The following is a 21525-nucleotide window of genomic DNA, read 5'->3' as shown; positions in this document are numbered from 1 at the left end:
TGACGAGTTCTTGCATACTCAAAATACAGACTTTCATCGCGTCTCTGTTTCTAACACAAATTCTGTCTCAAATGGAAAAGACCAAACCTTGGAAAATGATGCGACAGTCAAAGCGCTCACAAAGTCTGGCTCTCTCCGCAATAGGCGGATAGCCATTGTCGGTGGTGGGCCAGGCGGGTTGGCATCGGCAATGTTACTGGCTTATGAGGGGGCCGACGTCACCTTGTATGAAAAGCATGCACAACTGGGTGGTCGGTCGTCGGCAATTGAAGCCGAAACAGATGTTGGGCGTTTTCGCTTTGATACCGGGCCAACGTTCTTTCTTTATCCTCAGATTTTAAGAGATATCTTCCAACGGTGTGGGCTCCGTATGGAAGACACAGTCACTCTCAAAAAACTGAATGAAAATTATGACCTGAATTTTGAAAACGGCCCGGCATTAAGGGTCACCGCCAACATTGATGCGCTAGAGCGCGAAATCGCCAAGATTGATGAGCATGATGCTGGCAACGTGCGCGAGTTCATCGCCGATAATCGCCTCAAGTTTCAGAATTTCATTCCTGTTCTCAGGCGTCCTTTCCATACGCTGCTAGATCTTTTCAGGCCCGATATGCTGCGGGCTTTCCCAAGGCTCCGGCCTTTTTCTTCGGTTGATAAAGATTTATCCCGTTATTTCCGAAATCCAAGAACGCGGCTCGTTTTTTCTTTTCAGAGCAAATATCTGGGTATGTCTCCTTACAGATGCCCAAGCCTCTTCACCATCCTGAGTTTTATGGAGCATGAATACGGCATTTATCACCCTGTCGGAGGCACAATGGCTGTCATGGAGGCGATGGGAAGGGCGGCTGAACAGTTAGGTGTGAAAATACGCTTGAAGACGCCTGTGCGTGAAATTCTGAGTACGAATGGCCGCGCAACGGGTGTTTTAACAGATCAGGGTCCCAAAACTGCAGATGCCATCGTGATCAATGCAGATTTTGGCAGGGCTATGACGAAGCTCATCCCGGATGCAAAGCGGCGTCGATGGACCGATAAATCGATCAACAGCAAGAAGTACTCCTGTTCGACCTTCATGATGTATCTCGGCATTGAGGGCACTCTTCCTGACAAGGGCCATCATACGATTTTCCTTTCCGAGGCCTATGATCGGAATTTTGCGGAAATCGAAGCCGGACAATCACTCTCTGAAGAAGCCTCACTTTACATCCAGAATGCGTGCGTGACAGATCCCGAACAGGCTCCGGCCGGCCACTCCACACTCTACGTTTTAATGCCTGTCGGACATCTCCGAGAGAATGGTCTGGATTGGAACGATGAGCGCCGTGCGAAGGCCCGCAGGCTCGTCATGGCACGTCTGGAAAAAGCTGGCTTCAAAAACATCGAAAAACGGATCCGCTTCGAAAAAATCATAACGCCTGTTGATTGGGAGGAGCGTTATGATGTTCACAAGGGTGCTGTCTTCAATCTCGCGCATAATCTGGGTCAGATGCTTCACCGGCGACCTCACAATCGTTTTGAAGATATCGAAGGCGTCTACCTTGCCGGAGGAGGAACGCACCCAGGGAGTGGGCTTCCTGTCATTTTCGAAGGAGCGCGGATTACAAGCGACCTTGTCATTAAAGACTTCTCACCTCGCAGACGGTCTGCCCGGAAACACAAGCGTTCCCTTCAAGGAGCCTCCCATGTCACGTCCTGAGAAAAAAGCCTCTGTCATCGTGATTGGAGCAGGGCTTGGCGGTCTTGCCGCGGCCTGTACGATGGCCGCAAGGGGTTATGAGGTTACTGTTCTTGAAGCCAATGACTGGTTAGGCGGCAAAGCAGCTGACTGGCAGGAAGGGGGGTACAGATTTGATATGGGCCCCACCATCCTGACCATGCCTCGGGTGCTGGAGCGTATTTTCACCGAGGCTGGCATCCCTATGACTGAGCGATTGGATCTACGCCGGCTGGACCCGCAGTGGCGCTGTTTCTTTGAGGACGGCAACGTCCTCGACCTCCAGGAAAATGCTGAGAACATGGCTCAGGTTCTCGAAAGCCTGTGCTCGGGGGACGGTGACGGATATCGCGATCTGATGGCCGCGAGTGAGCAACTCCACGATATTTCCGAGCGATTTTTTTTCTGGAAATCTGTTGGTGGCGTCGCAGATACGTTGGACCTGAGCAGCACGTTTACGCCTGCAACACTGCGAGACCTCCTGCGGCTGAGGATGGATTCCACCTTTGCCCGTGAAATCAGAAAGCGCATTCACAATCCTCAGGCTGTCCAGATGCTGGATCATCTGACGCAGTATGTTGGATCCAACCCGTTCTGGGCGCCAGCCGTTCTGCTGGGAATTGCGCATATGCAAAGTCATGACGGGGTCTGGTATCCAATGGGGGGGACGAGGGCTGTTCCTGAAGCTCTGGCTCAACTTGGACGAGAACTCGGGGTCAAATTCAGAACCAGTACCAGGGTTGAGCGTATCCTAACGCGAGATCGTCGAGCTTGTGGCGTTATGACTGACGGTGGCGAGGTCCTGGACGCGGACATCGTTATTTCCAACATGGATAGCGTCCGGACCATGCGTGAACTGCTGGAGCATGTTCCAACGAAAAAATTCGAACGTCAGTGGAAACGACGCAAACCGGCATGTTCGGGCGTGGTCCTGTATCTGGGGCTGGACCGTTCATATGACCACCTGGCGCATCATGATTTCGTTTTTTCAGCAAACCCTGAAGAAGAGTTTGAGGCCATCTACAAACAGGGCATCCCTGCGCCAGACCCAACCTGTTATCTCGCGGCCCCCTCAAAAACAGATCCTGCTGTAGCGCCTGCAGGGGGCGAGGCTCTGTATGTGCTGGTTCATACGCCGTATATCCGGAAGGGTCAGAACTGGGAGGACCTGTTCCCAGGATACAGGCAGGTTATTCTGGACAAGCTCAAGCGCTGTGGAGGCATGCCTGATCTCGAAGACCGCATCCGGGTTGAGCACCATCTGACACCACTCGACATCCATGAGAGGTATTCGACCCTGCGGGGGGCCATCTATGGACTGGCCAGCCATGGGCGTCTCAATGGGGCGTTCAAGCCTGCAAATCGATCTTCTGAAGTCCTTGGGGTATATATGGCGGGAGGGGCGGCCCATCCAGGAGCCGGAATGCCTATGGCGCTGATGTCAGGCTGGATTGCAGCAGACTGTGCCGATCAGGATAGCGCGAAATCCAAGACATCATGAAAACATATCCTCGCCGCAACCCAGTCATTGCGGCACTTGTATCCCGGGGAATGCGGCGAGGCATCAAACGGCATTTCAATGCCGTCCGATTGTCGGGAAATTCTGACGTCCTACGCCATCGTGGGCCGCTCATTGTCTGTGCAAATCACCCGGGATGGTGGGATCCAGCCGTTTTTGCGTGGTTGCAACATCGTTTTTTCAGTCATTGCCACGGCTATGGCCCTATGGAAGTTCAGGCACTTCGGAAATATCCGCTCCTGGAAAAGGCTGGACTGATTCCGGTCTCTCCTGAAAATCCGGAATCTCTACGTCATTTTCTACGGAAAGCCTGCAAAATCTTAGGGCAGGGACATGTACTCTGGATCACGCCGGAAGGTCATTTTTCCGACGTTCGGAGCCGCCCCATCCGTCTTCAGGCGGGTTTTGCCCATCTGGCTCGGCGTGTACCCTCGGCAATGCTCGTGCCCCTCGCCATTGAATATACGTTCTGGAATGAAAGCCGACCTGAGCTTTTACTTCGATTTGGTGATCCTGTGTCTGCCTTGGAAAGCACCCAAACCCAAAACACGACTGTTCTCATGGAAGAAGCTCTTACCACAACCATGGAGACGCTGGCTCGTGACGCCATGATGCGGGATCCCTCAAAATTCCGCACACTATCTCAGGGAACAGGGGGGATAGGGGGCCTTTACGATGTCGGGCGTCGTCTTCGGCAGTGGGCTCGTGGGGAGGCATTTCAGCCGCGGCATGACCAATGACGAGAAAGCTTGAAAAACTGGCATTTGGTGCGGCACTTCTGCCGCTTGTCATGACGCTTCTTAACCTCCCCAGGTTGCGAAGGCTACCCAAGCAATTTGGCACAACTCCCATTTCTGTCCTGATCCCTGCCCGGGATGAGGAAGACACTATCGCAGAGGCCATACAAACCGTTCTGGCAAGCCGGGGCGTGGTACTCGAGTTGATCGTGGTTGACGACAATTCCTCCGACGGAACATTGAATATACTCCAGTCGTGCGATGATCCGCGGCTACGGGTCCTTTCAGCACCTGCGCTTCCGGAAGGCTGGTGTGGTAAAAACCATGCCTGTACTGTGCTTGCAGAGGCTGCACAGTATGATCTCATGATGTTTCTGGATGCAGATGTGCGCTTGTCGCCAGATGCATTAAGCCGGTTGTCGAGCCTGATGTCACAGCAACCGGATGTTGCGTTCCTGAGTGGAGTTCCCCTTCAGATCACCGGCACATGTCTGGAGTGGCTCCTTCTTCCCTTTATTCACGTTCTGCTGGTCGGGTATCTCCCGATGGCCTTCGATAAGGGAAAAGATCCGGCCTTCGCAGCTGCGTGCGGCCAACTGGTGATGGTCCGGAACTATGCCTATCGCGCTAGCGGCGGCCACGCGGCCATTTGTCACAGGCTGCACGATGGCCTGGCACTCGCAAGGCAGTTCAGGAAACAAGGTTTTAAAACGGCTTTGTTCGATGCGACTGACATTGCTTCGTGCCGTATGTATCGCAGTGCTGGGGAAGTGTGGAATGGACTTCTGAAGAACGCGACCGAAGGGATGGCAACACCAAGGGGGCTTCCTGTCTGGACACTCCTCCTCGGCGCAGCGCAGGTCCTGCCGTTCTTTCTTCCATGGACCAAAGTGACGAGACTTGCGGCCTGTATGACGCTTCTGACACGGTCCCTGATAGCCTATCGCTTCCAACAAGGGTGGAGAACGGTTCTCGTGGCACCTGTTGGTACGGCTGCGCTCTTGCTTCTTCAATGGCAAGCCCTGATCGGGGAGCGTCTGGGATATGCTCCCCGCTGGCGAGGCCGCTCTTATCCAAGGAGAACCGACGCATGAAAGCCCGATTTTTCCTAGGCCTGCTGGCTCTGCCTTCCATAGCCTGTGCCACTACACTCGACGTGACTGTGACCAATATTCCCGATGCGGTTGGGACAATTCGCATTGCGGTCTGTGCCGAAAGTGAGTTCCTCAAACCAGACTGCAAGTATCATGCTGTTGTTCAAGCCAGTGCAGGACAGATCAACACAACGTTCCCGGATGTTCAGCCGGGTGTCTATGCGGTTCAGGTGTTTCAAGACAGAAATGGAAATCAGAAGCTTGATCAGAATTTTTTCGGAATGCCAAAAGAACCTCTAGGTTTTTCTCGCAATCCCTCAATGCATTTTGGGCCACCGAGTTTCGCAGATGCCGCTTTGTCTCTTGGAGCCCAGAACAATGCTATTTCCCTCGCTCTGAGAACGAAATAGCGTCAAGGCACATGACCATATCCCATAGTGATATTCAGCGACTGAGACAAACTTCTGAACTGTGGCAAACGGTGCCGATGGTCACACGACTGCGTCTTATCCGTAGTTTTCGAAATCTTCTGCGCCAAAAATGGCGGGTTTTGCCTGAATTATTTCCAAATCGTCCTGCCATTGAAACGATTACAGCTGAACTCTTGCCTCTTCTGGCAGCTTGCAAATTTCTGGAAAAAAATGCTGCAAAAACTTTTCGCGCCCGGAGGGCTGGGTTCTGGGGGCGGCCAGTATGGCTGCCGGGTGTCACGTCGACTATCGAGCGGCGACCCTACGGCACGGTGCTCATTCTAGCACCTGGAAATTATCCTCTGATGCTACCCGGAATACAGGTTCTGCAATCAATAGTAGCTGGAAATGCAGTCGCGCTGAAACCGGCTCCCGGAGGAGAGGCAGCGGCGAAGATGCTATCCGATTTGGTATCCTCAGCGGGTTTTCCAAATGGATTGTGCGAGATCCTTCCAACAGATTCCGGTTCTGACGCGGTGGCCGCAGGTTTTGATCTGATCATTCTCACGGGATCAGCTCGAACAGGGCGGGCTGTTCTAGAACAAGCCTCTAAAACGCTAACTCCCACCATCATAGAGCTTTCGGGCGTTGACCCAGTTTTTGTGCTTCCAGATGCTAACCTGGCACATGTCGCCCGTAAACTTGTTTACGGGGCTCGCCTGAATAATGGCGCGACATGTATTGCACCACACCGCGTATTTATCAGCCATCAAGACAAGACCGAACTTGTCGATCGCTTGCGCAATTTACTCAAAAAAAAGAAACCTTTGTTGGTTGATAAAGACCAGAAAAAACGGCTTGAGGCGTTCTCGGCAACTATCAAAGCGTCTGGGGGAAGCACCGAAACGATAGGTAGCGTCACTCTGCTGACTCAAATGGAAGAACTGCATCACCTGCTTGATACCGACATTTTTGCGCCTTGGATCGCGATTATTGGCGTGGCAGATGTGGAAGAAGCGCTCTGCTTCGACAGGCAGGTATCATACGCTTTGGGAGCCAGTATTTTTGGTTCAGAAACTTCGGCCAAACTCATCGCTCCAAAAATCTCGGCTGGGTCCATTTGCATTAATGACCTTATCATACCAACCGCGGATCCTCGGCTCCCCTTTGGAGGTGCCCGAAGCAGCGGTTATGGCACTACCCGAGGAGCCGAGGGCCTTCTTTCGCTTACCCGACCGATTGTAACATCTGTTCGCAAAAACATTTTCTAGATAATAGGGCTTAAATTTTCTTGGAAGAGTATATTTCGCGGACAATATTGTTTGTAAAACAAACCAATAATCAAATATTAACCCGGCAGAGGTCTGCCGGGTTAACGTCAAACGTCAAACGTCAGCGCAGCCCACCGGAGGCAATGAGTGTTTCGCCTGTCAGCCAGCGCGCATCATCAGAGGCGAGGAATACGGCAAGTGGAGCAATGTCCTGAACCTGGCCGCTACGTCCCAGTGGTGTCTGTGAAATAATGAGCTGTTCCATTTCGGAACCCACAACATTGGCCGTTTTGGTGCCCTCTGTTTCAATCAGGCCAGGATTGATAGCGTTTACCCGAATATTTCTTGGCCCCAGTTCGCGTGCAAGCGAACCTGTAATGGCGTCAACGGCTCCCTTTGTTCCCGTATAGACAGCAGAATTTGGTGGCGTAATACGAGATACAACGGAGCTGATATTGATAATGCTACCGCCATCATCAAGGTGTTTGGCGGCGGCCTGGGTCGTCAGTAAAGTGCCAAGCACATTGACATTAAAGAGACGATGGAAATGGTCTTCGGTGATCTCGTCGATCGAAGCAAATTCGTAAACCCCGGAATTATTGACGAGAATATCCAATCGCCCGAATTGACTGATCGCCGCATCCACGATGGCCTGCGCATCGGATTTACGAGAAACATCTCCCTGAACAGCGACGGCCTGACCGCCATTGCTCGCAATGGCTGAGACGACGGCGTCCGCTCCGGATTTGCTGGAGGCGTAATTGACGACGACAGCGGCCCCCGCTTCGGCGAATGCCTTGGCAATACCAGCCCCAATTCCTTTAGAGGCGCCGGTTACGATTGCAACTTTTCCGGAAAGTTTGCTCATGGATATGTGCCTGTCTGTATGGGCCAGAACGCACATGCGTACTTTATGCCCGGTTGGTCGAAAGCAAAGGATTTAAATGTGGAGTAATCGCTCCAACATAAGGCATATAAGGTTTGGATCTCTGGTTTCAAGGATTTATGGAGCGATGACACCAAAAAAAGACCCAAGTGGGCGGCGAGGGCGCGGGCGCCCTCAATCTTTTGATCGCAAGGAAGCCTTGTGTGCCGCCATGCGCTTGTTTTGGGATCGCGGCTATGAGGGGACGAGCTTCGATGATCTGATTTCAGTCATGAAGATCAGTGCTTCCAGCTTTTACAATGCTTTTGGAAGCAAAGAGGCGCTGTATCACGAGGTGATTGAGACCTACATGAGTGTCGCTGGAGGTTGGTTTCTCGATATCCTCGGTGAAGATGCCGATACGCGAACTGTCTTTCAGGATTTAACGACAGCAGCTGCCGTTGAATTTACACGCCCCGACCAGCCTGCAGGCTGCATGATCTCAGTCGCGGCAACGCAATGCTCCCCGAACCAGCACCGTTTGCGCGATCTTTTGGCTAGTCAGCGGACACAGGCAGAAGGCGCTATGGCTGCGCGCTTGCAACAGGGATTGGAGGTAGGTGATTTGCCGACAGGTACCGATATTGAGGCTTTGGCAGCGTTCTACGGTTCCCTCCTACGCGGCATGGCTGTCCAAGCTCGTGACGGAGCATCACAGGAGAGACTGATGGAAATCGCGCGGTTCGGAATGAACGCTTGGCCAAAGGGATGACCAAGACTTTAAATATAGTCTTGGTCATCCCCACTTACAGAAAAATTTTTTGTTTTCCGTATTCATGACAAGCGAACCGTTATTTTTAAGGGTGTGATAAGGCGATACATGCAAACTGCATTTCAGCCTCTTTGTACCATACGCCTCAAAAGAAATTATAGTGATCGAATGGGCGCCCTAATGTGACTCTGGTAGGGATTACAGATGTGCAATTTGATGATGCGATACGGTAAGGCAGACGTATTGTCTGCATGATTGAAACTGGAAAACATTACAACGGATCTGTCTGCCGCATGGCCGATGTCTAGGTTAACCTACTTCAGTGTGGGCAGAATAACATCCAACACAAAATCACCTTGGCACAGCTTTTTCCTAAAAGCTGCATAACCATGCAATCGTATCTCACGGCATGCCAACAGGGATTTGGGCCCCCACCGGCTTCTCTTGCCAAGCTTCACTCAGGAAATATCACCACCACGCACAGGGATGTTTGAAAAGCGCTGTAAATTTCAAAATAAAATATGATGTGGAGGGATCGAAGAACCGTTGGTTGATGCGCCTGGCTCGTGATTTCAGGCTTTTGGCGATTTGATTGACGGTTTTTGGGGGAGCTTTTGATCTGCGTTTTGAGCAGATCGGGGACTGCTCTCCCGCTGGATGACTATGCGCTCGCGTTCAATCTTTCGAGGAAGAGGAAGCGGCGCATGTTGTAGACGATATTGGCCAGCCCGATCCTCATGGTGGCCCGGGTGATACCGACAGTTCGGATGAACAATCCCGTCTGTGATTTCTGGTCGGCAAAGACGTGCTCGACGCGCGATCGGATCACGGACTTTCCAGCATTCGATTTCTGGATATGTCGGGGCATAGGCTTGAGATGCGGCTTTTTTCTGTGAACCTTTGAGACAAAACCCTCTTTGTCCATGAAGTCCTCATTCGCTTTCGAGCGATAAGCTGTATCAGCCCAAACGCTTGAGGCCGTATTGGTTTTATCTAACAGCCCCTCTCTCAATCGCGCACCATCACTGGCGGCGGCATCCGTCGTCTTCCATTTTCGGATGAACCGAAACTTCCGGTCGATGGAGACGTGGGATTTGTAGCCAAAGAACGGGATGGCGAGATCGCTCGACGGTATGGTTCCATCGTCCTGCCGCTTCGCCTTCGTGAACTTAAGTGTCCATCGTGCATGACGATCCTTATGCGACATCTTTGCGGGCTTGTCCTGCCAGTCTTCTGGAATACGTCCTGCCCGGAGATCCGCTTTCTCAGCCTTCGTATTGCGCTGCTTTGGAGCAGCCACCAGTGTTGCATCCAGGATCTGGCCGGACATCGGGAGATAACCGGCGTTCCGCAGGGTCGCGTCAAATCGGTCAAACAGCCTTTCAATGGCACCCGCCTGTGTCAAACGCTCACGAAACAGCCAGACCGTTTTGGCATCCGGCACGCGGTCCGACAGCCCCAATCCCAGAAAGCGCATGAACGACAGGCGGTCGTTGATCAGATACTCTGTCCGTTCATCAGACAAAGTGTTCAACGTCTGGATGACCAGAATTTTGAACATCAGCACCGGATCAAACGGCGGACGTCCGCCTTTACTTCCGTCTGAATAGGCCAGAGCCAGCTCCAGATCAGGGCGGAACACCTCAAAATCCACAGTCCGGGAAAAGGCCTCCAGCTGATCGCCAAGCCCGCTCAGCCGAGCAAGGCGCTCTTCAACATCAAAGAAACCAGGCTGCTTCATCTTCCACCATCCCCAATCAACGCCGAAGAAATGGAATCACACAGAACAGCTCAGAGCCAAGGGTTTTTCGAACCCTCCATGTGGTTTTTCTTTGAATTCTTACCATCCCAAGGCCGTATTTCGATTCTGATCAAATCGAAAATTCTTCAGACGTCACATCGAATCCAAAGCATTCATCTGAGCCAAGAAAAAACAACGCCTCGGATTGGAATCATTTAAATTTCGTGAGCGAATACATTTCTTTTTAAATTTTTATCATAAAAATAAAAATTCCTGATTATTTAAAGACTTTTCCAATTCCAAAATCGTTTTTGAAATAGCTTTCATTCGTTCGTAAAAAAAACATTAAAATTAAATGCCATATTTTGTCGGAAAAAGCTTGAATTCATACTTTGTAAATGTTTGTTTTTTTCTCACTGCAATAGCCCGCAATAAATCGGCGAGTAGTTGCAGAGGAGAAACTTCCTGAGCCAGGGCGTGAACCCTTTCACATTCCGCTCAGTGGTTGATGATTGAGGATGCACACGCAATGGCGACTTATAATGTTTCCTCGGGGCAAATCGCCTCGAATGTTATCTCCGCTGGCGATATTGAAATCGTCTCGAGTGGCGGTGCAACGCAGGACCAATACAACTACGGTCAGCGATTTGTTTCGTCGGGCGCCATCGTGCGGAACGGTGTGGTCAGTGGTGGTGGTAAGGATTACATTTCCAGTGGCGGCTCTTCCTACCAAGGTGTCATTTTGGGTGGAGGTATTCGTTACGTTTCTGGCGGTGGAACGGCCAATAATCCCTATATTCGTAGCGGCGGTACTGTCAGTGCCGCTAGCGGGGCAACTGTTCTTGCTGTTAGCGCTTTCAGCGGCGGCGTTCTGAGCGCTGCTGACGGTGCGGTCATCAGCGGAGGCACTGTCGCAGCAGGTGCTGCTATTACGGCGGCTTCAGGTACTATTCTAACGGGTACGATCACGAACTCAGGAAGCATTTCGGGAGGTGTGCTCTCGGGGGCTGGCACTACATTAGTAGTCTCTTCCGGTGCAACTCTTGCTAACCAAACGATTGGAAGTGGTGCCTCGGCTACTCTTCAAGCGTATGCAAGCGCCGGAACCAATCTTGTTATAAGTGGTGGTACACTGGATCTGTACACCAACAATACGACTAGCACGACTATTGTTGGTGCTGGCGGTAACTTCATTCTGGAGTCTGGTGTAACCTTTACGGCTACCAGTGGAAATTACGCTACCAGCGGAAACACAATTACCGTTAATTCGGGAGCTGTTCTGTCTGGCTCGCGTATTTCTTCCGGTGGTACGATAAATGTTCAAGGTGGCGTTGTATCCAGCACTGTAGTGGATGGTGGAACGCTGAATGTTTACACACCTACCGGCGGAACAAACAATACAACCTTCACGTCGAATGGTGGTGTTGTTAATCTGGAATCTGGATTTAAAGATACCAGAACTTGGACTGTTTCCAATAACGTTACCTTCAATGTTCTGAGTGGTGCCGCGATCTCCACCCCCACAGTTCAGAATGGCGGCACTGTAGCTGTTGCCTCGGGCGGTACGATTGCAGGGCAGGCAGTTGTCTCTTCGGGCGGTACTCTGGTTGTCAACGGCACCGTTGGCAGCAATAGCATCCTGCTCTCTGGTGATGGTGCGCGTTTGGTTGTCAGCGGCACCTCTATGCCAACCAATACAATTTCTGGCTGGTCTCCTAAGGACACGATCGATCTTGCCTCCATTCCGCAGGCCAGTGTTACCAGTGTCAGCACGACTGCAAGTGGCATCACGTTTTACACGACCGGCGGCACGTACTCGCTCAATGTACCGGGCGCCAGCAGCTACGGTTACACCCTGTCGTCTGACAGTAATGGCGGCCTGATTTACACGACGTGCTTTGCAGAAGGTACCTCGCTCACGACGCCAGACGGCGAAGCAACTGTCGAGACCCTCATACCCGGCACGCTGGTCATGACACCCAAAGGCGCCATGCCCGTCAAATGGCTGGGTCATCGCTCCATCACGGTCGCCGACCAGCGTGTGCCAGAAGAAAACTGGCTCGTCCGCATCCGCGAGGGCGCTCTGGCCGATGGCGTTCCGTCCCGTGATCTGCTGGTCACGCAGGAACACTGCATGGTCTTCGAGGGCAAGCTTGTTCCAGCCCGTATGCTGGTTAACGGTGTCTCGATCCTGATTGATCGCACGATCAACAGCTACACCTATTACCATGTGGAGCTGGAGAGCCATGAAGCGGTCTGGGCTGAAAACGCACTGACCGAGAGCTATCTCGATACAGGTAACCGCAGCCAGTTCGACAACCACACAGTGACCGCAATCTTTGGCGGCTCAAAAGCTGGCGGTTCGGAAACACTGCCGTTGGAGACGTCGCGGGCGTTTGTCGAGCCGATCCATGCCGCGATTGCTGCGCGCGCTGCAAGTGCTGCGCCTCAGCCCGAGCTGACGACGGATCCAGATCTGCACCTGATGACAAACTTTGGTCAGATTATCCGTCCGCTACGCCAGGCAAACGATCGGGTTACATTCATGATCCCTGCGAATGTCGCAACTGTTCGTCTGGTTTCGCGGACAAGCCGTCCGAGTGACACGATCGGACCGTTTGTGGATGATCGGCGTGACCTGGGTGTTCTTGTTGGGGATGTTTCACTCTTTGCTTCCCGTCAGACAATCAGTCTGACAGCGCATCTTTCCCTGTCTCACCTGTCCGGATGGCACGGGCTGGAATCTTACAGATACCGCTGGACAGATGGGGATGCAGCCCTGTCGTTGCAGAGCGGAGATATCGTTAGCAGAGAGCCAAGCATTCTCTGCATTCAGGTTGTGTCCGGTGGACCGTACCTTGTGGAAGATCACCCTGTGCGCTCTGATCTGCGTCAGGTCGGATAACACGCTGTTAAATGATGATGGGGAGGCGGTTGCCTCCCCATCACGTCAGACGTTTTTGGCCTCAAAATTTCTTCACACTCTGCCTGAATAAGGCTCTCGCATATTTAGAAGTCCAGGTTAAAAGCGCTATTACTCACCCCGTCCATAGACTTGGTGGCCATCAGAACCGGAACCGGTCTGTCTCAGGCACAACTCACCAAGAGCATCGTGGTCGCTAAGGGGGCTTAACATGGCCGTTGTCAGCCAGCTGGACCACCCTAGAATTTTTGCTGGCGATGTTCGATAAGCGGCCGTCGTTGGTTAGTGAACTGCTCTCTACCACTCGTTAAGAGAACAGCGGTCCTGATACGTTTCTTCATGCAATCGACATGGCGGCCGGAAAGTCCGTTCTCTGATGTCGATCTTCAAACTCAGACGTCTTCGTCATTGGCGACTATTACCTAGAGTTCAGTAATTCGATGAGCGAGTAGACTGCTTTCACCCGAGCTTCATTAGGATAATTTTTGTTAGCTAGGACAACTATGCCGATATTTTCACCGGGCAGAATTGCAACATAGCCACCAAAACCATTCGTTGATCCGGTCTTGTTAAGGAGAACGTTTTTCTGCGGAGGGAGCGGCGGGCTCAACTTCTGCTCTGATTGTGGTTTCATGATAAAGTCAGATCCATTGCCCAGTGTCATCGTATGTAGGTTAGTGGGCCAGGAGTATTGCTCCCAGATCATGTCCTGCGTGAAGAACGCTGTTTTGTACTGTCCGTCATGAGTCTTCTTAACAGCCTTCCGCAATTCTTCCGAAGCTGCCCCCTGACCCATCTCTACATCGAGGACCTTCAGCATGTCCCGAGCGTTCGATTTTATTCCGTAGGCTTCATCAGCCAAAACGCCGGGGCTCATTCGGATTGGTGCGTTGGTCTTGCGGTCATATCCCCAAGCGTACTGGCCCATTTCGCTTTCTGGTATGTCGATCCAAGTATGCTGCAGCCTGAACATAGGAATAAGTACGTCCTGCACAACTTGCTTATAGTCAGAGCCCATGGCCTTACCAGTGATGTAGCCAAGCATTCCGATGCTGATGTTGGAGTAGCTTCTTGCTCCCGGTTCCGACGGATGCCAGTTCTTCAGCCAGGCCACCAGCCCATCTACGTCGGTTATGCTTCCCGGAACCTGCAAAGGCAGGCCTCCCGAATGGTGCGTTGCAAGATCCATGAGGGTCAACCGATTGCCTATCGAGCAGGCGTCTACACAGACATAATGTGCTACTGTTTCATTGAGGCTGAGTTCACCGCGTTCTTCAGCCAATGCTGCAAGCGTCACATTAAAGATTTTGCTTATTGAGCCGAGTTCAAACAGAGTATCAGGCGTGACAGCGCGGTTATCAGCCCGTGAGGCTACTCCAGCAGCATAAAATTCATGTTTGCCGTTACGGGTAATACCGATAACAAGGCCGGGTATGTCGTATTTTTTCATCATGGGTTGGAGCACATCGCGCGCCTGTTCAGAAAAACTGTCCGCTTTTGCAGGCAAAATACTCGAAGCGATTACGGCAACAGAAAGTACCACAATCAACGGCCGCTTATTCATCTATATGCTCCACTCGTGCATTCCTCTCGTGAGTTCGTATGAATATAGAGTGCTAAGAGACAAACTTATGGCGATCACGATATTACAAGCCGGAGCTCAGCCATGCATTTACCAGGTGAGTATAATTGATCCCTTATCACCATAAGTCCGCATACCGAAGAGCCGGGCGGGCTTTCTATGCGTCTGAAATGTAGGCGACTGTGATCTATCCGCCTGCGTTAATTGCCATGAGTAGACAGACCGATTGGAGGTAGACTTTCTGCTTTGAGGGAAATTTCCAGTCGTACTCGGACTACTTTCATCGAAGAGGTTGGAGACTGAGATTTCAGCCGTTACCGCTTGGTCGGGTGCTAGTCCGCGGTAGTTTGGCTGAAAAATATTTTCGTCATTGTGTTGTGTTCAAAGGTCACAACTAGGTCGCCGAACGTGCTGAAGCCCCGACCTTGCTTCGTTGAAAGCGGCTGGTTATAGCGCCAATCTATAATCACAGTCCCATTTTTCTCTGTATGGCGATTGGTTTCAGTTCCGAAGGTTTGCATGATCTCATCATAAGTAGCTCCAAATTTTATCAGACCTGCAATTGTGATGGCTTCTGGCGTAATAGGTTGTGACGGCACGGGAACACGTTCGATCGAAAGTGACCCAATTATATCGCCACCATCAATCTCGTAGCTCGCGGGACAAATACGAACTGACCCGACCTTCGTATTGTTATACCAGCACCCCCATGAAATGGATGATGCGGCTTCCCCCTTGTGGCTGACTGCTCTGATCAAATGGAGGCGGTAGAGATTGCTTAATCGGGTCGTCTCAAGGACTATGGTAGTCTGACCGATACCGTTTTGAGGGGCCAGAGCACGATGTAAGCTCGGCAAACCGCTACTCAGCGGCACTGGTATCCATGGCTCTGATACCGCTGGGGGGCCAGCTATTGCAGACATTGGATGCGACAAAAGGCTGGCGAGGATAAAAGCACGACGCATCAAAGAGTCTCTCTACCGTCAATTACCTTCAATCGTGATAAAGCGAGATAGACGCGCTGGCAAAGTATGTTTGCGTTTTGTGAGAAGCGTGTCTGTCTCCCCGGAGACATCTGCTATTGAGTATCCATGCCGCAAAGTAGAAATTTCACTTCCCTCCCATACTGTTTGTCAGTTCACCAAACGAAACCGAAATCCAGAAGTTAAAAGGAGTTTTTTCTTACGAGACATACAACTGCACGGTCTTCACGCTGTAACATATTTCATAAAATTCTGTAAAAATAGAAAAACGCATTTAGGCATGTCTTCAAGTAACGTATGCTTGGCGAAGGGGAGGTTAAGCAACCTAGCACCGCTGACCTGCTCAGTAAGCTCAAATGCCTGTTGTCGTGACACTAGCATATCATCGTCACCATGTACTACGAGTAGAGGACACTGGATGTTTTTTACAGAAGCACCAGGATAGGCATCTTCGTCGCAGCTAAGCCACATATGCGTCGCTGCATTGAATAACTTTCCGAAATCCGGTTCAGGATTTTCCGCATTATAGATCGCGATCTGATTTCCGAACATCTCACGCCATTTTTCAAGATTGATCGTCTGATAAATTTGCCGGGCTGTATCATCTTCCGGCAACATCCAATGCGCGCCAACCGCTATGACGAACTCTGGTTGGACAGCATGAGATGCAGCCAGACGCAGGGCGACAATACCACCGTCACTATGTCCGATTATACCAAATTTCTGCAGCCCCAATGCGGTAAGGACTACGGCAAAATCATCCTGCAATTGTCGATATGTTAAAGCGGCAGTACCGATACCAGATCGACCATGCCCGCGTGTATCAATAGCAATCAGCCTATAATCTTCTGCCAAATGCTTGGCGATCGGAATGAAAGCGAGCCGGCTCTGCAAACCGCCATGAAGTAGGACTATTGACCTTCCTCGCGGGTTCCCGGCTTCAGAGACGAACAGATTTGTATCGCCAACTGATACAAGCTTTCCTGAATCAAACATTCAATGGCTTTCATAAGATCGGATTGCTCTGGATTGTACAGGGAGATTATTACCGGGGCCGCTACATTTTCAAGGTTTGGTGCCACCGACCCAGACGAAGACTTTAACATCTTATGACCTACAATTTAGATGGCCAGAAAAGTCTGTCATGTTGCGTTCAAGCGACGGGTCTGTTCACCCGTCATCGACGGTCTGTCTCTCAGTGAATGTCAGCAAATAGATTATAATCGCCCTTATGGCGGACGTTACCTGATTGCTAAGGAAGTTAGATTTTGTAGCGTTCTTGAAACCCCTCACTCAAGTAGGGCTAAAGGTCCATCTTGCGCCGGATTAGAGGGTAGATGGTTCGCTGTAGTGAGCTTCCCCTATAATAATCAATCATGAGGAGACACGTGCCAGAACGAAGCCGTCCCAGCCTTTCTCACCTACGGTCTGGATAGCTGTCGCTGTGAGGCGGGGCTCTGCCGCGATAATGTCGATGAAGCTTCGAATGCCCTGCACGTTCGGGTCCGCGCTCGATGGATTAACAACGGCCCCACCACGCACCACATTGTCACCTATGATAACGGTGCCAGGACGAGACAACTTCAGAGCCCACTGAATGTAATTTGGGTTATTCGGCTTGTCGGCATCGATGAAAATTAAATCGAACGACTCATTCAGAAGTGGCAAAACGTCGAGCGCTTTACCGACACGAAGATCGATTTTATCGTGCTGGTCGGATTTAGAAAAATTTGCCTCTGCAACAGCCGCATGGTGCTCATTGGCCTCAATCGTGACCACTATTCCGTCTGATGGTAATGCTCTCGCAATGCGGATAGTACTGTAACCGCCTAAAGTGCCGATCTCCAGCACACGTTTAGCACCCGCAATCTGAACTAAAATGGCGATCATTTGTCCTTGGAGAGCAGACACGTCGTGAATAGGTAAACCTGAATCTGCGTTCGACGCGAGAGCGTCTGTTAAAATCTTATCGTCCTGTGCCAGATTTTGAGTAAAATAAGTATCCACGGTATTCCATTGCTGTGGATCTTCTAATGAATATTCGGGCTGGCGCATACGTAAGCCTCAAACGTCGGAGTTGATGTTAGTGCTATCTGGCAACGTAATCTAGCGTGGGAAGTTATTCCAGCCTTGCACGTTCGTTTTAAGAGAAGGCAAGCGTGAGCGGACAATTCGACGATGGCGCATCATCCGTAATGCCTCGATGGCCGGACCGTCCTTTCCAAAGCCGGGTGGGGGCATGCAATATCTTTGGAGAGCATGAATTTTTTCAGACTGACCAGCAGTTCGATCTTAATTATGGGGAGTCAGCTTTGAGGAAGACTGCCGAGCGGATCTTGAGAGATGGCTCGCTTCGTGTATAGAATGTCAGGGTAGCAAAAGGCGGCATAGAATTTGCTCAGCCTATATCGCAGGCCTGATTGGTCCTGAAGACTGCAAGAGCATTCAGACCATAGCCGCGACAGCGTTACAACGCACCCTTGGCTTGCGTCAGCCACCGTCAGGCTGCGTCCATCACGCGGATCATCGCAATTGTTCAGCGGCGTACTGTCAGATCCTTTCTGCTCATGGCTTTCTCGTGTCCATAAGCAGAAAGGGAAACTGTTGGGATAATGCAGGGACATAGCGCTTCTTCAAAACCCTGAAAACAGAACTCATGTGACGACAGGTCTGAAGTACATGTCAGGAGGTCGAGCAGGGCACCACGCGCACCATTAGCGATTTCTACAATCCTCAAAGGCTACTTTCGAAACGTTAGTGGAAAAGCCGCTTAGACCATGAATGCAACGCAGCTTAATAGTTAACCCATAGTCCAGAACTAAACCCCGACGCGTACAATACGGTTCTCGGATCGATAATTTCCTATTGCGGTTGCTAATGTCATAACCATAACGACAGAAGCAGCATTGGAGCGAAAGCCGTGAAAGTCAGCTTCGGCGACTTGTAGCCACATCCCGGATTTTGGGATCACCGGGCTGTTTTTATTATCTGTCAGGGAGACAATAGGGACGCCGCGTTCTTCCAGTTTCTGGAACAGTTCGACGGTTTTCGGGGCGTAGGAAGCGTAACTGATGATGAGGGCAGCATCAGTCGGGTTTGTGGTGAGAAGGGCTTCTTCTTCCATGCCGCTTTCTATTCCGATGATCTGATGGGGAATAGCCATTTTTGCCAGTAGATAGGCGAAGTAACGCGCTACGGGCATGGAGCGGCGTAATCCAAGAATGTGAATGCTGCGTCCGTTTGCTAGGATGTCGACAGCTTGGTCCAGCAGCAGAGGGTTTGTCTTTTCCTGAAGGCTGTTCAGGGATGTGATGGCAGCTCGATGAAAGCCTGTGAGCAGGTTGATTGTGGAATGCTCAGCATCGTCCGGGTTTTTTAATGTCTGCAAACGCTCGGGGTAAGATGACGCCAGACCGCGGAGCCTTTCTCTAAAGATGGCTTGAAAATCCGAATATCCTTGGAAGCCGAACGTTCGTGCGAAGCGAACGACTGTCGATGGCTGAACATTGGCATGAAGCGCGAGAATACTGACCGTCCAGTGTGCGACGTCGTCAGGATTGCTGGAGACCAGATCGGCGAGTTGCTTCAGGCGTGGGGGGAGGGATGCGTATCGCTCTCCAAGCTCTGCTGAGAAAATTTGATACCGATCAGTCATGGTCGTTCATCTGCGCCTTTCCTGTCATCATCATGCGCAATGTCTTGGTGATGATCGCATTTTTTGGCGATGCTTGGAAGAAAGCTTGTAAAATGCCGTCACCTCAAATGGAAAATATATTCCACTAAACCCTCCTGATCGAACCGCCGGTGTGTTTTCAGTTGAGGATCTCGAGATATGTAACGTAAAAAAAGGGATTATATCATTTAAAAGTGATATAAATAACGAAGAATCGGATTGCAGGTGCGTTGATGGTGTGGAAAGAGAATAAACATTCCATTTCTCAGGGAATGTTCAGACACGATGAAGGTGTATCCTGCGATGTCTCCAGATCTTGATGTTATCACCATTGGCCGTGCTTCCGTGGATCTCTACGGGCAGCAGATTGGCAGCCGGCTTGAAGATATGGCCAGTTTCAGTAAGGCGGTCGGCGGCTGTCCGGCTAATATTGCGATTGGAACAGCTCGTCTTGGGCTGAAGTCCGGCATCATTACCCGTGTCGGGAACGAGCATTTCGGGCGTTTCATCCGGGAGCAGATGGTCCGTGAGGGTGTTGCGATCGACGGTGTTCGTACGGATCCGGACCGCTTCACGGCTCTGGCAATCTTGGGCGTCAAAAACCGGGATAGTTTCCCGTTACTGTTTTATCGGACCGATTGTGCGGATGCCGCGTTGAATGAAGATGACATCGATCCAGCATTTATTCAGCGTGCAAAGGCAATTGTCGTAACCGGAACGCATTTCGCACGACCGGAAGCTGCCGCCGCACAGCGGAAGGCGATGAAATTAATCCGGGAGGCGGGCGGCCGCATTGCTTTTGATGTGGATTATCGACCTAACCTTTGGGGACTGGCTGGGATCGGAGACGGCGAGGCGCGTTACGTTCGTTCTGAGAATGTGACAGCGCATCTCCAGGATATTCTCCCGGATTGTGATCTGATCGTTGGTACGGAAGAAGAGCTGCATATTGCAGGTGGCAGTGAAGATACGCTGGAAGCCATCCGCAATATTCGAGCTGTTTCCGACGGTACGATTGTCTGTAAGCGCGGACCGATGGGATGTATCGTTTTTGATGGCGTCATCCCTGACAGCCTTGAAAAAGGGATTAGTGGTCCAGGCTTTCCCGTAGAAGTTTACAATACACTTGGAGCCGGGGACGCATTTATGTCTGGCTTCCTGCGTGGCTGGCTTAAGGATGAGGCACTGTCTGAGTGCTGCCGGTATGCGAATGCGTGTGGTGCATTCGCCGTTTCCCGCCTTCTATGCTCGTCTGAGATCCCGACCTGGAAAGAACTGCAATATTTTCTGTCTCATGGATCGACGTCCAAGGTGCTGAGATATGATGACGCTCTAAATCATCTGCACTGGGTTACGACGCGACGGGAACAGGCTTTTCCAATTATGGCACTTGCCTGTGATCACAGGCTGCAGCTGGAAGACATGGCCCTGGCAACAGGGGCGCCATTTAGCAAGATCTCTCATTTTAAAATTCTCGCTATTGAAGCTGCGGCGCGCGTCGCGAAAGGGCGAGATGGTTTTGGGGTTTTCATGGACGGCCGATACGGACAGGATGCTTTGTTCCGCGCCGCCGAGGAAGGTCTGTGGACGGCTCGTCCCGTTGAGAAAACTGGATCACGTCCGCTGGATTTTGAAGGGCAGGGGAGCTTGGGAACCTCGCTTATCGAATGGCCGAAAGATCAGGTTATCAAATGTCTATGCTTCTATCATCCGGACGATAGCGACGATCTGAAACTGCGGCAGGAACGTGAACTTCGTCGGGTGTACGAGGCATGTCGGCTGCAAGGACGGGAGCTGTTGCTGGAAATCATTGCCGGGAAACATGGTGAACTCAAGGTCGATACCGTTTCTCGCGCGCTTGAGCGGCTCTATGACATCGGCATTCAGCCGGACTGGTGGAAGCTTGAGTCCCAGCCGTCGGAAGCCGCGTGGAAAAATATCGGCGATGTCATTGAAAAGCGTGATCCGTTCTGCCGGGGCATTTTGCTCCTTGGACTGGATGCGCCTGTAGCGGATCTGGAAGAGGCATTCCGTAAAACCACGGCAACGCCCTGGGTCAAAGGCTTCGCGATCGGGCGTACCATTTTCGGCGATCCGGCGCGTGCATGGCTTGCGGGTAAGCTGTCGGACAGCGAGGCCAGAGACGAACTGGCGCGTCGTTTCGAGCATTTTGTGGCGGCCTGGCAGAGCAGGGGACGCCCTCTGCCTCACCAGAGCGCGGCCTGAGCGAATGCCCGAAAG

16 protein-coding genes are annotated in these 21525 nt (G+C 51.5%); 9 read left to right on the top strand and 7 right to left on the bottom strand.

Annotation, left to right across the window (positions count from 1 at the left end):
* Nucleotides 1-88: 88 nt before the first annotated feature.
* Genes M2305_RS00820 through M2305_RS00795 form a run of 6 tightly spaced genes read left to right on the top strand, consistent with a single transcriptional unit; the run spans nucleotide 89 to nucleotide 6745 of the window.
* Nucleotides 89-1696, top strand: coding sequence for a phytoene desaturase family protein (locus M2305_RS00820; RefSeq protein ID WP_264648293.1), 1608 nt, complete (start codon nucleotides 89-91; stop codon nucleotides 1694-1696).
* Nucleotides 1683-3215: a phytoene desaturase family protein gene (locus M2305_RS00815; protein ID WP_264648292.1), complete on the top strand. Its 1533-nt coding sequence runs from the start codon at nucleotides 1683-1685 to the stop codon at nucleotides 3213-3215. Before M2305_RS00820 ends, M2305_RS00815 begins: the two co-directional genes overlap by 14 nt.
* Complete coding sequence (locus M2305_RS00810; protein ID WP_264648291.1) at nucleotides 3212-3973, top strand: lysophospholipid acyltransferase family protein; 762 nt, start codon at nucleotides 3212-3214, stop codon at nucleotides 3971-3973. The genes M2305_RS00815 and M2305_RS00810 overlap by 4 nt, the downstream gene beginning before the upstream one ends.
* Nucleotides 3970-5064, top strand: a complete 1095-nt coding sequence (locus tag M2305_RS00805; protein WP_264648290.1) for a glycosyltransferase — start codon at nucleotides 3970-3972, stop codon at nucleotides 5062-5064. The genes M2305_RS00810 and M2305_RS00805 overlap by 4 nt, the downstream gene beginning before the upstream one ends.
* Nucleotides 5061-5474, top strand: a complete 414-nt coding sequence (locus tag M2305_RS00800; RefSeq protein WP_264648289.1) for a DUF2141 domain-containing protein — start codon at nucleotides 5061-5063, stop codon at nucleotides 5472-5474. The genes M2305_RS00805 and M2305_RS00800 overlap by 4 nt, the downstream gene beginning before the upstream one ends.
* Nucleotides 5475-5485: 11 nt before the next feature.
* Nucleotides 5486-6745: an aldehyde dehydrogenase family protein gene (locus M2305_RS00795; protein ID WP_264648288.1), complete on the top strand. Its 1260-nt coding sequence runs from the start codon at nucleotides 5486-5488 to the stop codon at nucleotides 6743-6745.
* 121 nt (nucleotides 6746-6866) lie between these two features.
* Here M2305_RS00795 and M2305_RS00790 read toward each other — a convergent pair whose 3' ends face one another.
* Entirely contained in the window at nucleotides 6867-7613 is a 747-nt protein-coding gene (locus M2305_RS00790; RefSeq protein ID WP_264648287.1) for a glucose 1-dehydrogenase, read from the bottom strand.
* Nucleotides 7614-7758: 145 nt separating this feature from the next.
* Here M2305_RS00790 and M2305_RS00785 point away from each other — a divergent pair, with 145 nt between their 5' ends.
* On the top strand, nucleotides 7759-8382 hold the full coding sequence (locus M2305_RS00785; RefSeq protein WP_264648286.1) for a TetR/AcrR family transcriptional regulator: 624 nt from the start codon (nucleotides 7759-7761) through the stop codon (nucleotides 8380-8382).
* 661 nt (nucleotides 8383-9043) lie between these two features.
* Here the strand turns inward: M2305_RS00785 and M2305_RS00780 are convergent.
* Nucleotides 9044-10123, bottom strand: a complete 1080-nt coding sequence (locus M2305_RS00780) for an IS5 family transposase (protein ID WP_015075063.1) — start codon at nucleotides 10121-10123, stop codon at nucleotides 9044-9046.
* A gap of 529 nt (nucleotides 10124-10652) precedes the next feature.
* Between M2305_RS00780 and M2305_RS00775 the strand changes: the two genes are divergently transcribed.
* Complete coding sequence (locus M2305_RS00775; RefSeq protein ID WP_264648285.1) at nucleotides 10653-13028, top strand: Hint domain-containing protein; 2376 nt, start codon at nucleotides 10653-10655, stop codon at nucleotides 13026-13028.
* A gap of 436 nt (nucleotides 13029-13464) precedes the next feature.
* On the opposite strand, the gene ampC is transcribed toward M2305_RS00775, so the two are convergent.
* The 5 genes from ampC to M2305_RS00750 all read right to left on the bottom strand — a co-directional run bounded on the left by ampC (nucleotide 13465) and on the right by M2305_RS00750 (nucleotide 19266).
* Nucleotides 13465-14610, bottom strand: a complete 1146-nt coding sequence (gene ampC, locus M2305_RS00770) for a class C beta-lactamase (protein ID WP_264648284.1) — start codon at nucleotides 14608-14610, stop codon at nucleotides 13465-13467.
* A 350-nt stretch (nucleotides 14611-14960) separates the two neighbouring features.
* On the bottom strand, nucleotides 14961-15593 hold the full coding sequence (locus tag M2305_RS00765; RefSeq protein WP_264648283.1) for a hypothetical protein: 633 nt from the start codon (nucleotides 15591-15593) through the stop codon (nucleotides 14961-14963).
* A gap of 243 nt (nucleotides 15594-15836) precedes the next feature.
* On the bottom strand, nucleotides 15837-16607 hold the full coding sequence (locus M2305_RS00760; protein ID WP_264648282.1) for an alpha/beta fold hydrolase: 771 nt from the start codon (nucleotides 16605-16607) through the stop codon (nucleotides 15837-15839).
* A gap of 378 nt (nucleotides 16608-16985) precedes the next feature.
* A complete protein-coding gene (locus M2305_RS00755) occupies nucleotides 16986-17666 on the bottom strand; it encodes an O-methyltransferase (RefSeq protein ID WP_264648281.1) in 681 nt (226 codons plus the stop codon).
* 763 nt (nucleotides 17667-18429) lie between these two features.
* Nucleotides 18430-19266 (bottom strand): MurR/RpiR family transcriptional regulator, encoded by an 837-nt coding sequence (locus M2305_RS00750; protein ID WP_264648280.1) that lies wholly within the window; start codon nucleotides 19264-19266, stop codon nucleotides 18430-18432.
* Nucleotides 19267-19569: 303 nt separating this feature from the next.
* Here M2305_RS00750 and M2305_RS00745 point away from each other — a divergent pair, with 303 nt between their 5' ends.
* Complete coding sequence (locus M2305_RS00745; protein ID WP_264648279.1) at nucleotides 19570-21510, top strand: bifunctional 5-dehydro-2-deoxygluconokinase/5-dehydro-2-deoxyphosphogluconate aldolase; 1941 nt, start codon at nucleotides 19570-19572, stop codon at nucleotides 21508-21510.
* Nucleotides 21511-21525: the final 15 nt, after the last annotated feature.

The sequence above is a fragment of the Gluconobacter cerinus genome, assembly GCF_025961355.1.
Taxonomy (GTDB): Bacteria; Pseudomonadota; Alphaproteobacteria; order Acetobacterales; family Acetobacteraceae; genus Gluconobacter; species Gluconobacter cerinus.
The sequence above is the reverse complement of the archived record's forward strand: the minus strand, read 5'-3'. Positions and strand labels throughout refer to the sequence as shown.

Bases quoted from the DNA above. Each gene is read 5' to 3' on its own strand.
- M2305_RS00815 (WP_264648292.1), top strand. From the start codon at position 1,683: ATGTCACGTCCTGAGAAAAAAGCCTCTGTCATCGTGATTGGAGCAGGG.
- M2305_RS00810 (WP_264648291.1), top strand. From the start codon at position 3,212: ATGAAAACATATCCTCGCCGCAACCCAGTCATTGCGGCACTTGTATCC.
- M2305_RS00805 (WP_264648290.1), top strand. From the start codon at position 3,970: ATGACGAGAAAGCTTGAAAAACTGGCATTTGGTGCGGCACTTCTGCCG.
- M2305_RS00800 (WP_264648289.1), top strand. From the start codon at position 5,061: ATGAAAGCCCGATTTTTCCTAGGCCTGCTGGCTCTGCCTTCCATAGCC.
- M2305_RS00795 (WP_264648288.1), top strand. From the start codon at position 5,486: ATGACCATATCCCATAGTGATATTCAGCGACTGAGACAAACTTCTGAA.
- M2305_RS00790 (WP_264648287.1), bottom strand. From the start codon at position 7,613: ATGAGCAAACTTTCCGGAAAAGTTGCAATCGTAACCGGCGCCTCTAAA.
- M2305_RS00785 (WP_264648286.1), top strand. From the start codon at position 7,759: ATGACACCAAAAAAAGACCCAAGTGGGCGGCGAGGGCGCGGGCGCCCT.
- M2305_RS00780 (WP_015075063.1), bottom strand. From the start codon at position 10,123: ATGAAGCAGCCTGGTTTCTTTGATGTTGAAGAGCGCCTTGCTCGGCTG.
- M2305_RS00775 (WP_264648285.1), top strand. From the start codon at position 10,653: ATGGCGACTTATAATGTTTCCTCGGGGCAAATCGCCTCGAATGTTATC.
- ampC (WP_264648284.1), bottom strand. From the start codon at position 14,610: ATGAATAAGCGGCCGTTGATTGTGGTACTTTCTGTTGCCGTAATCGCT.
- M2305_RS00765 (WP_264648283.1), bottom strand. From the start codon at position 15,593: ATGCGTCGTGCTTTTATCCTCGCCAGCCTTTTGTCGCATCCAATGTCT.
- M2305_RS00760 (WP_264648282.1), bottom strand. From the start codon at position 16,607: ATGTTTGATTCAGGAAAGCTTGTATCAGTTGGCGATACAAATCTGTTC.
- M2305_RS00755 (WP_264648281.1), bottom strand. From the start codon at position 17,666: ATGCGCCAGCCCGAATATTCATTAGAAGATCCACAGCAATGGAATACC.
- M2305_RS00750 (WP_264648280.1), bottom strand. From the start codon at position 19,266: ATGACTGATCGGTATCAAATTTTCTCAGCAGAGCTTGGAGAGCGATAC.
- M2305_RS00745 (WP_264648279.1), top strand. From the start codon at position 19,570: ATGAAGGTGTATCCTGCGATGTCTCCAGATCTTGATGTTATCACCATT.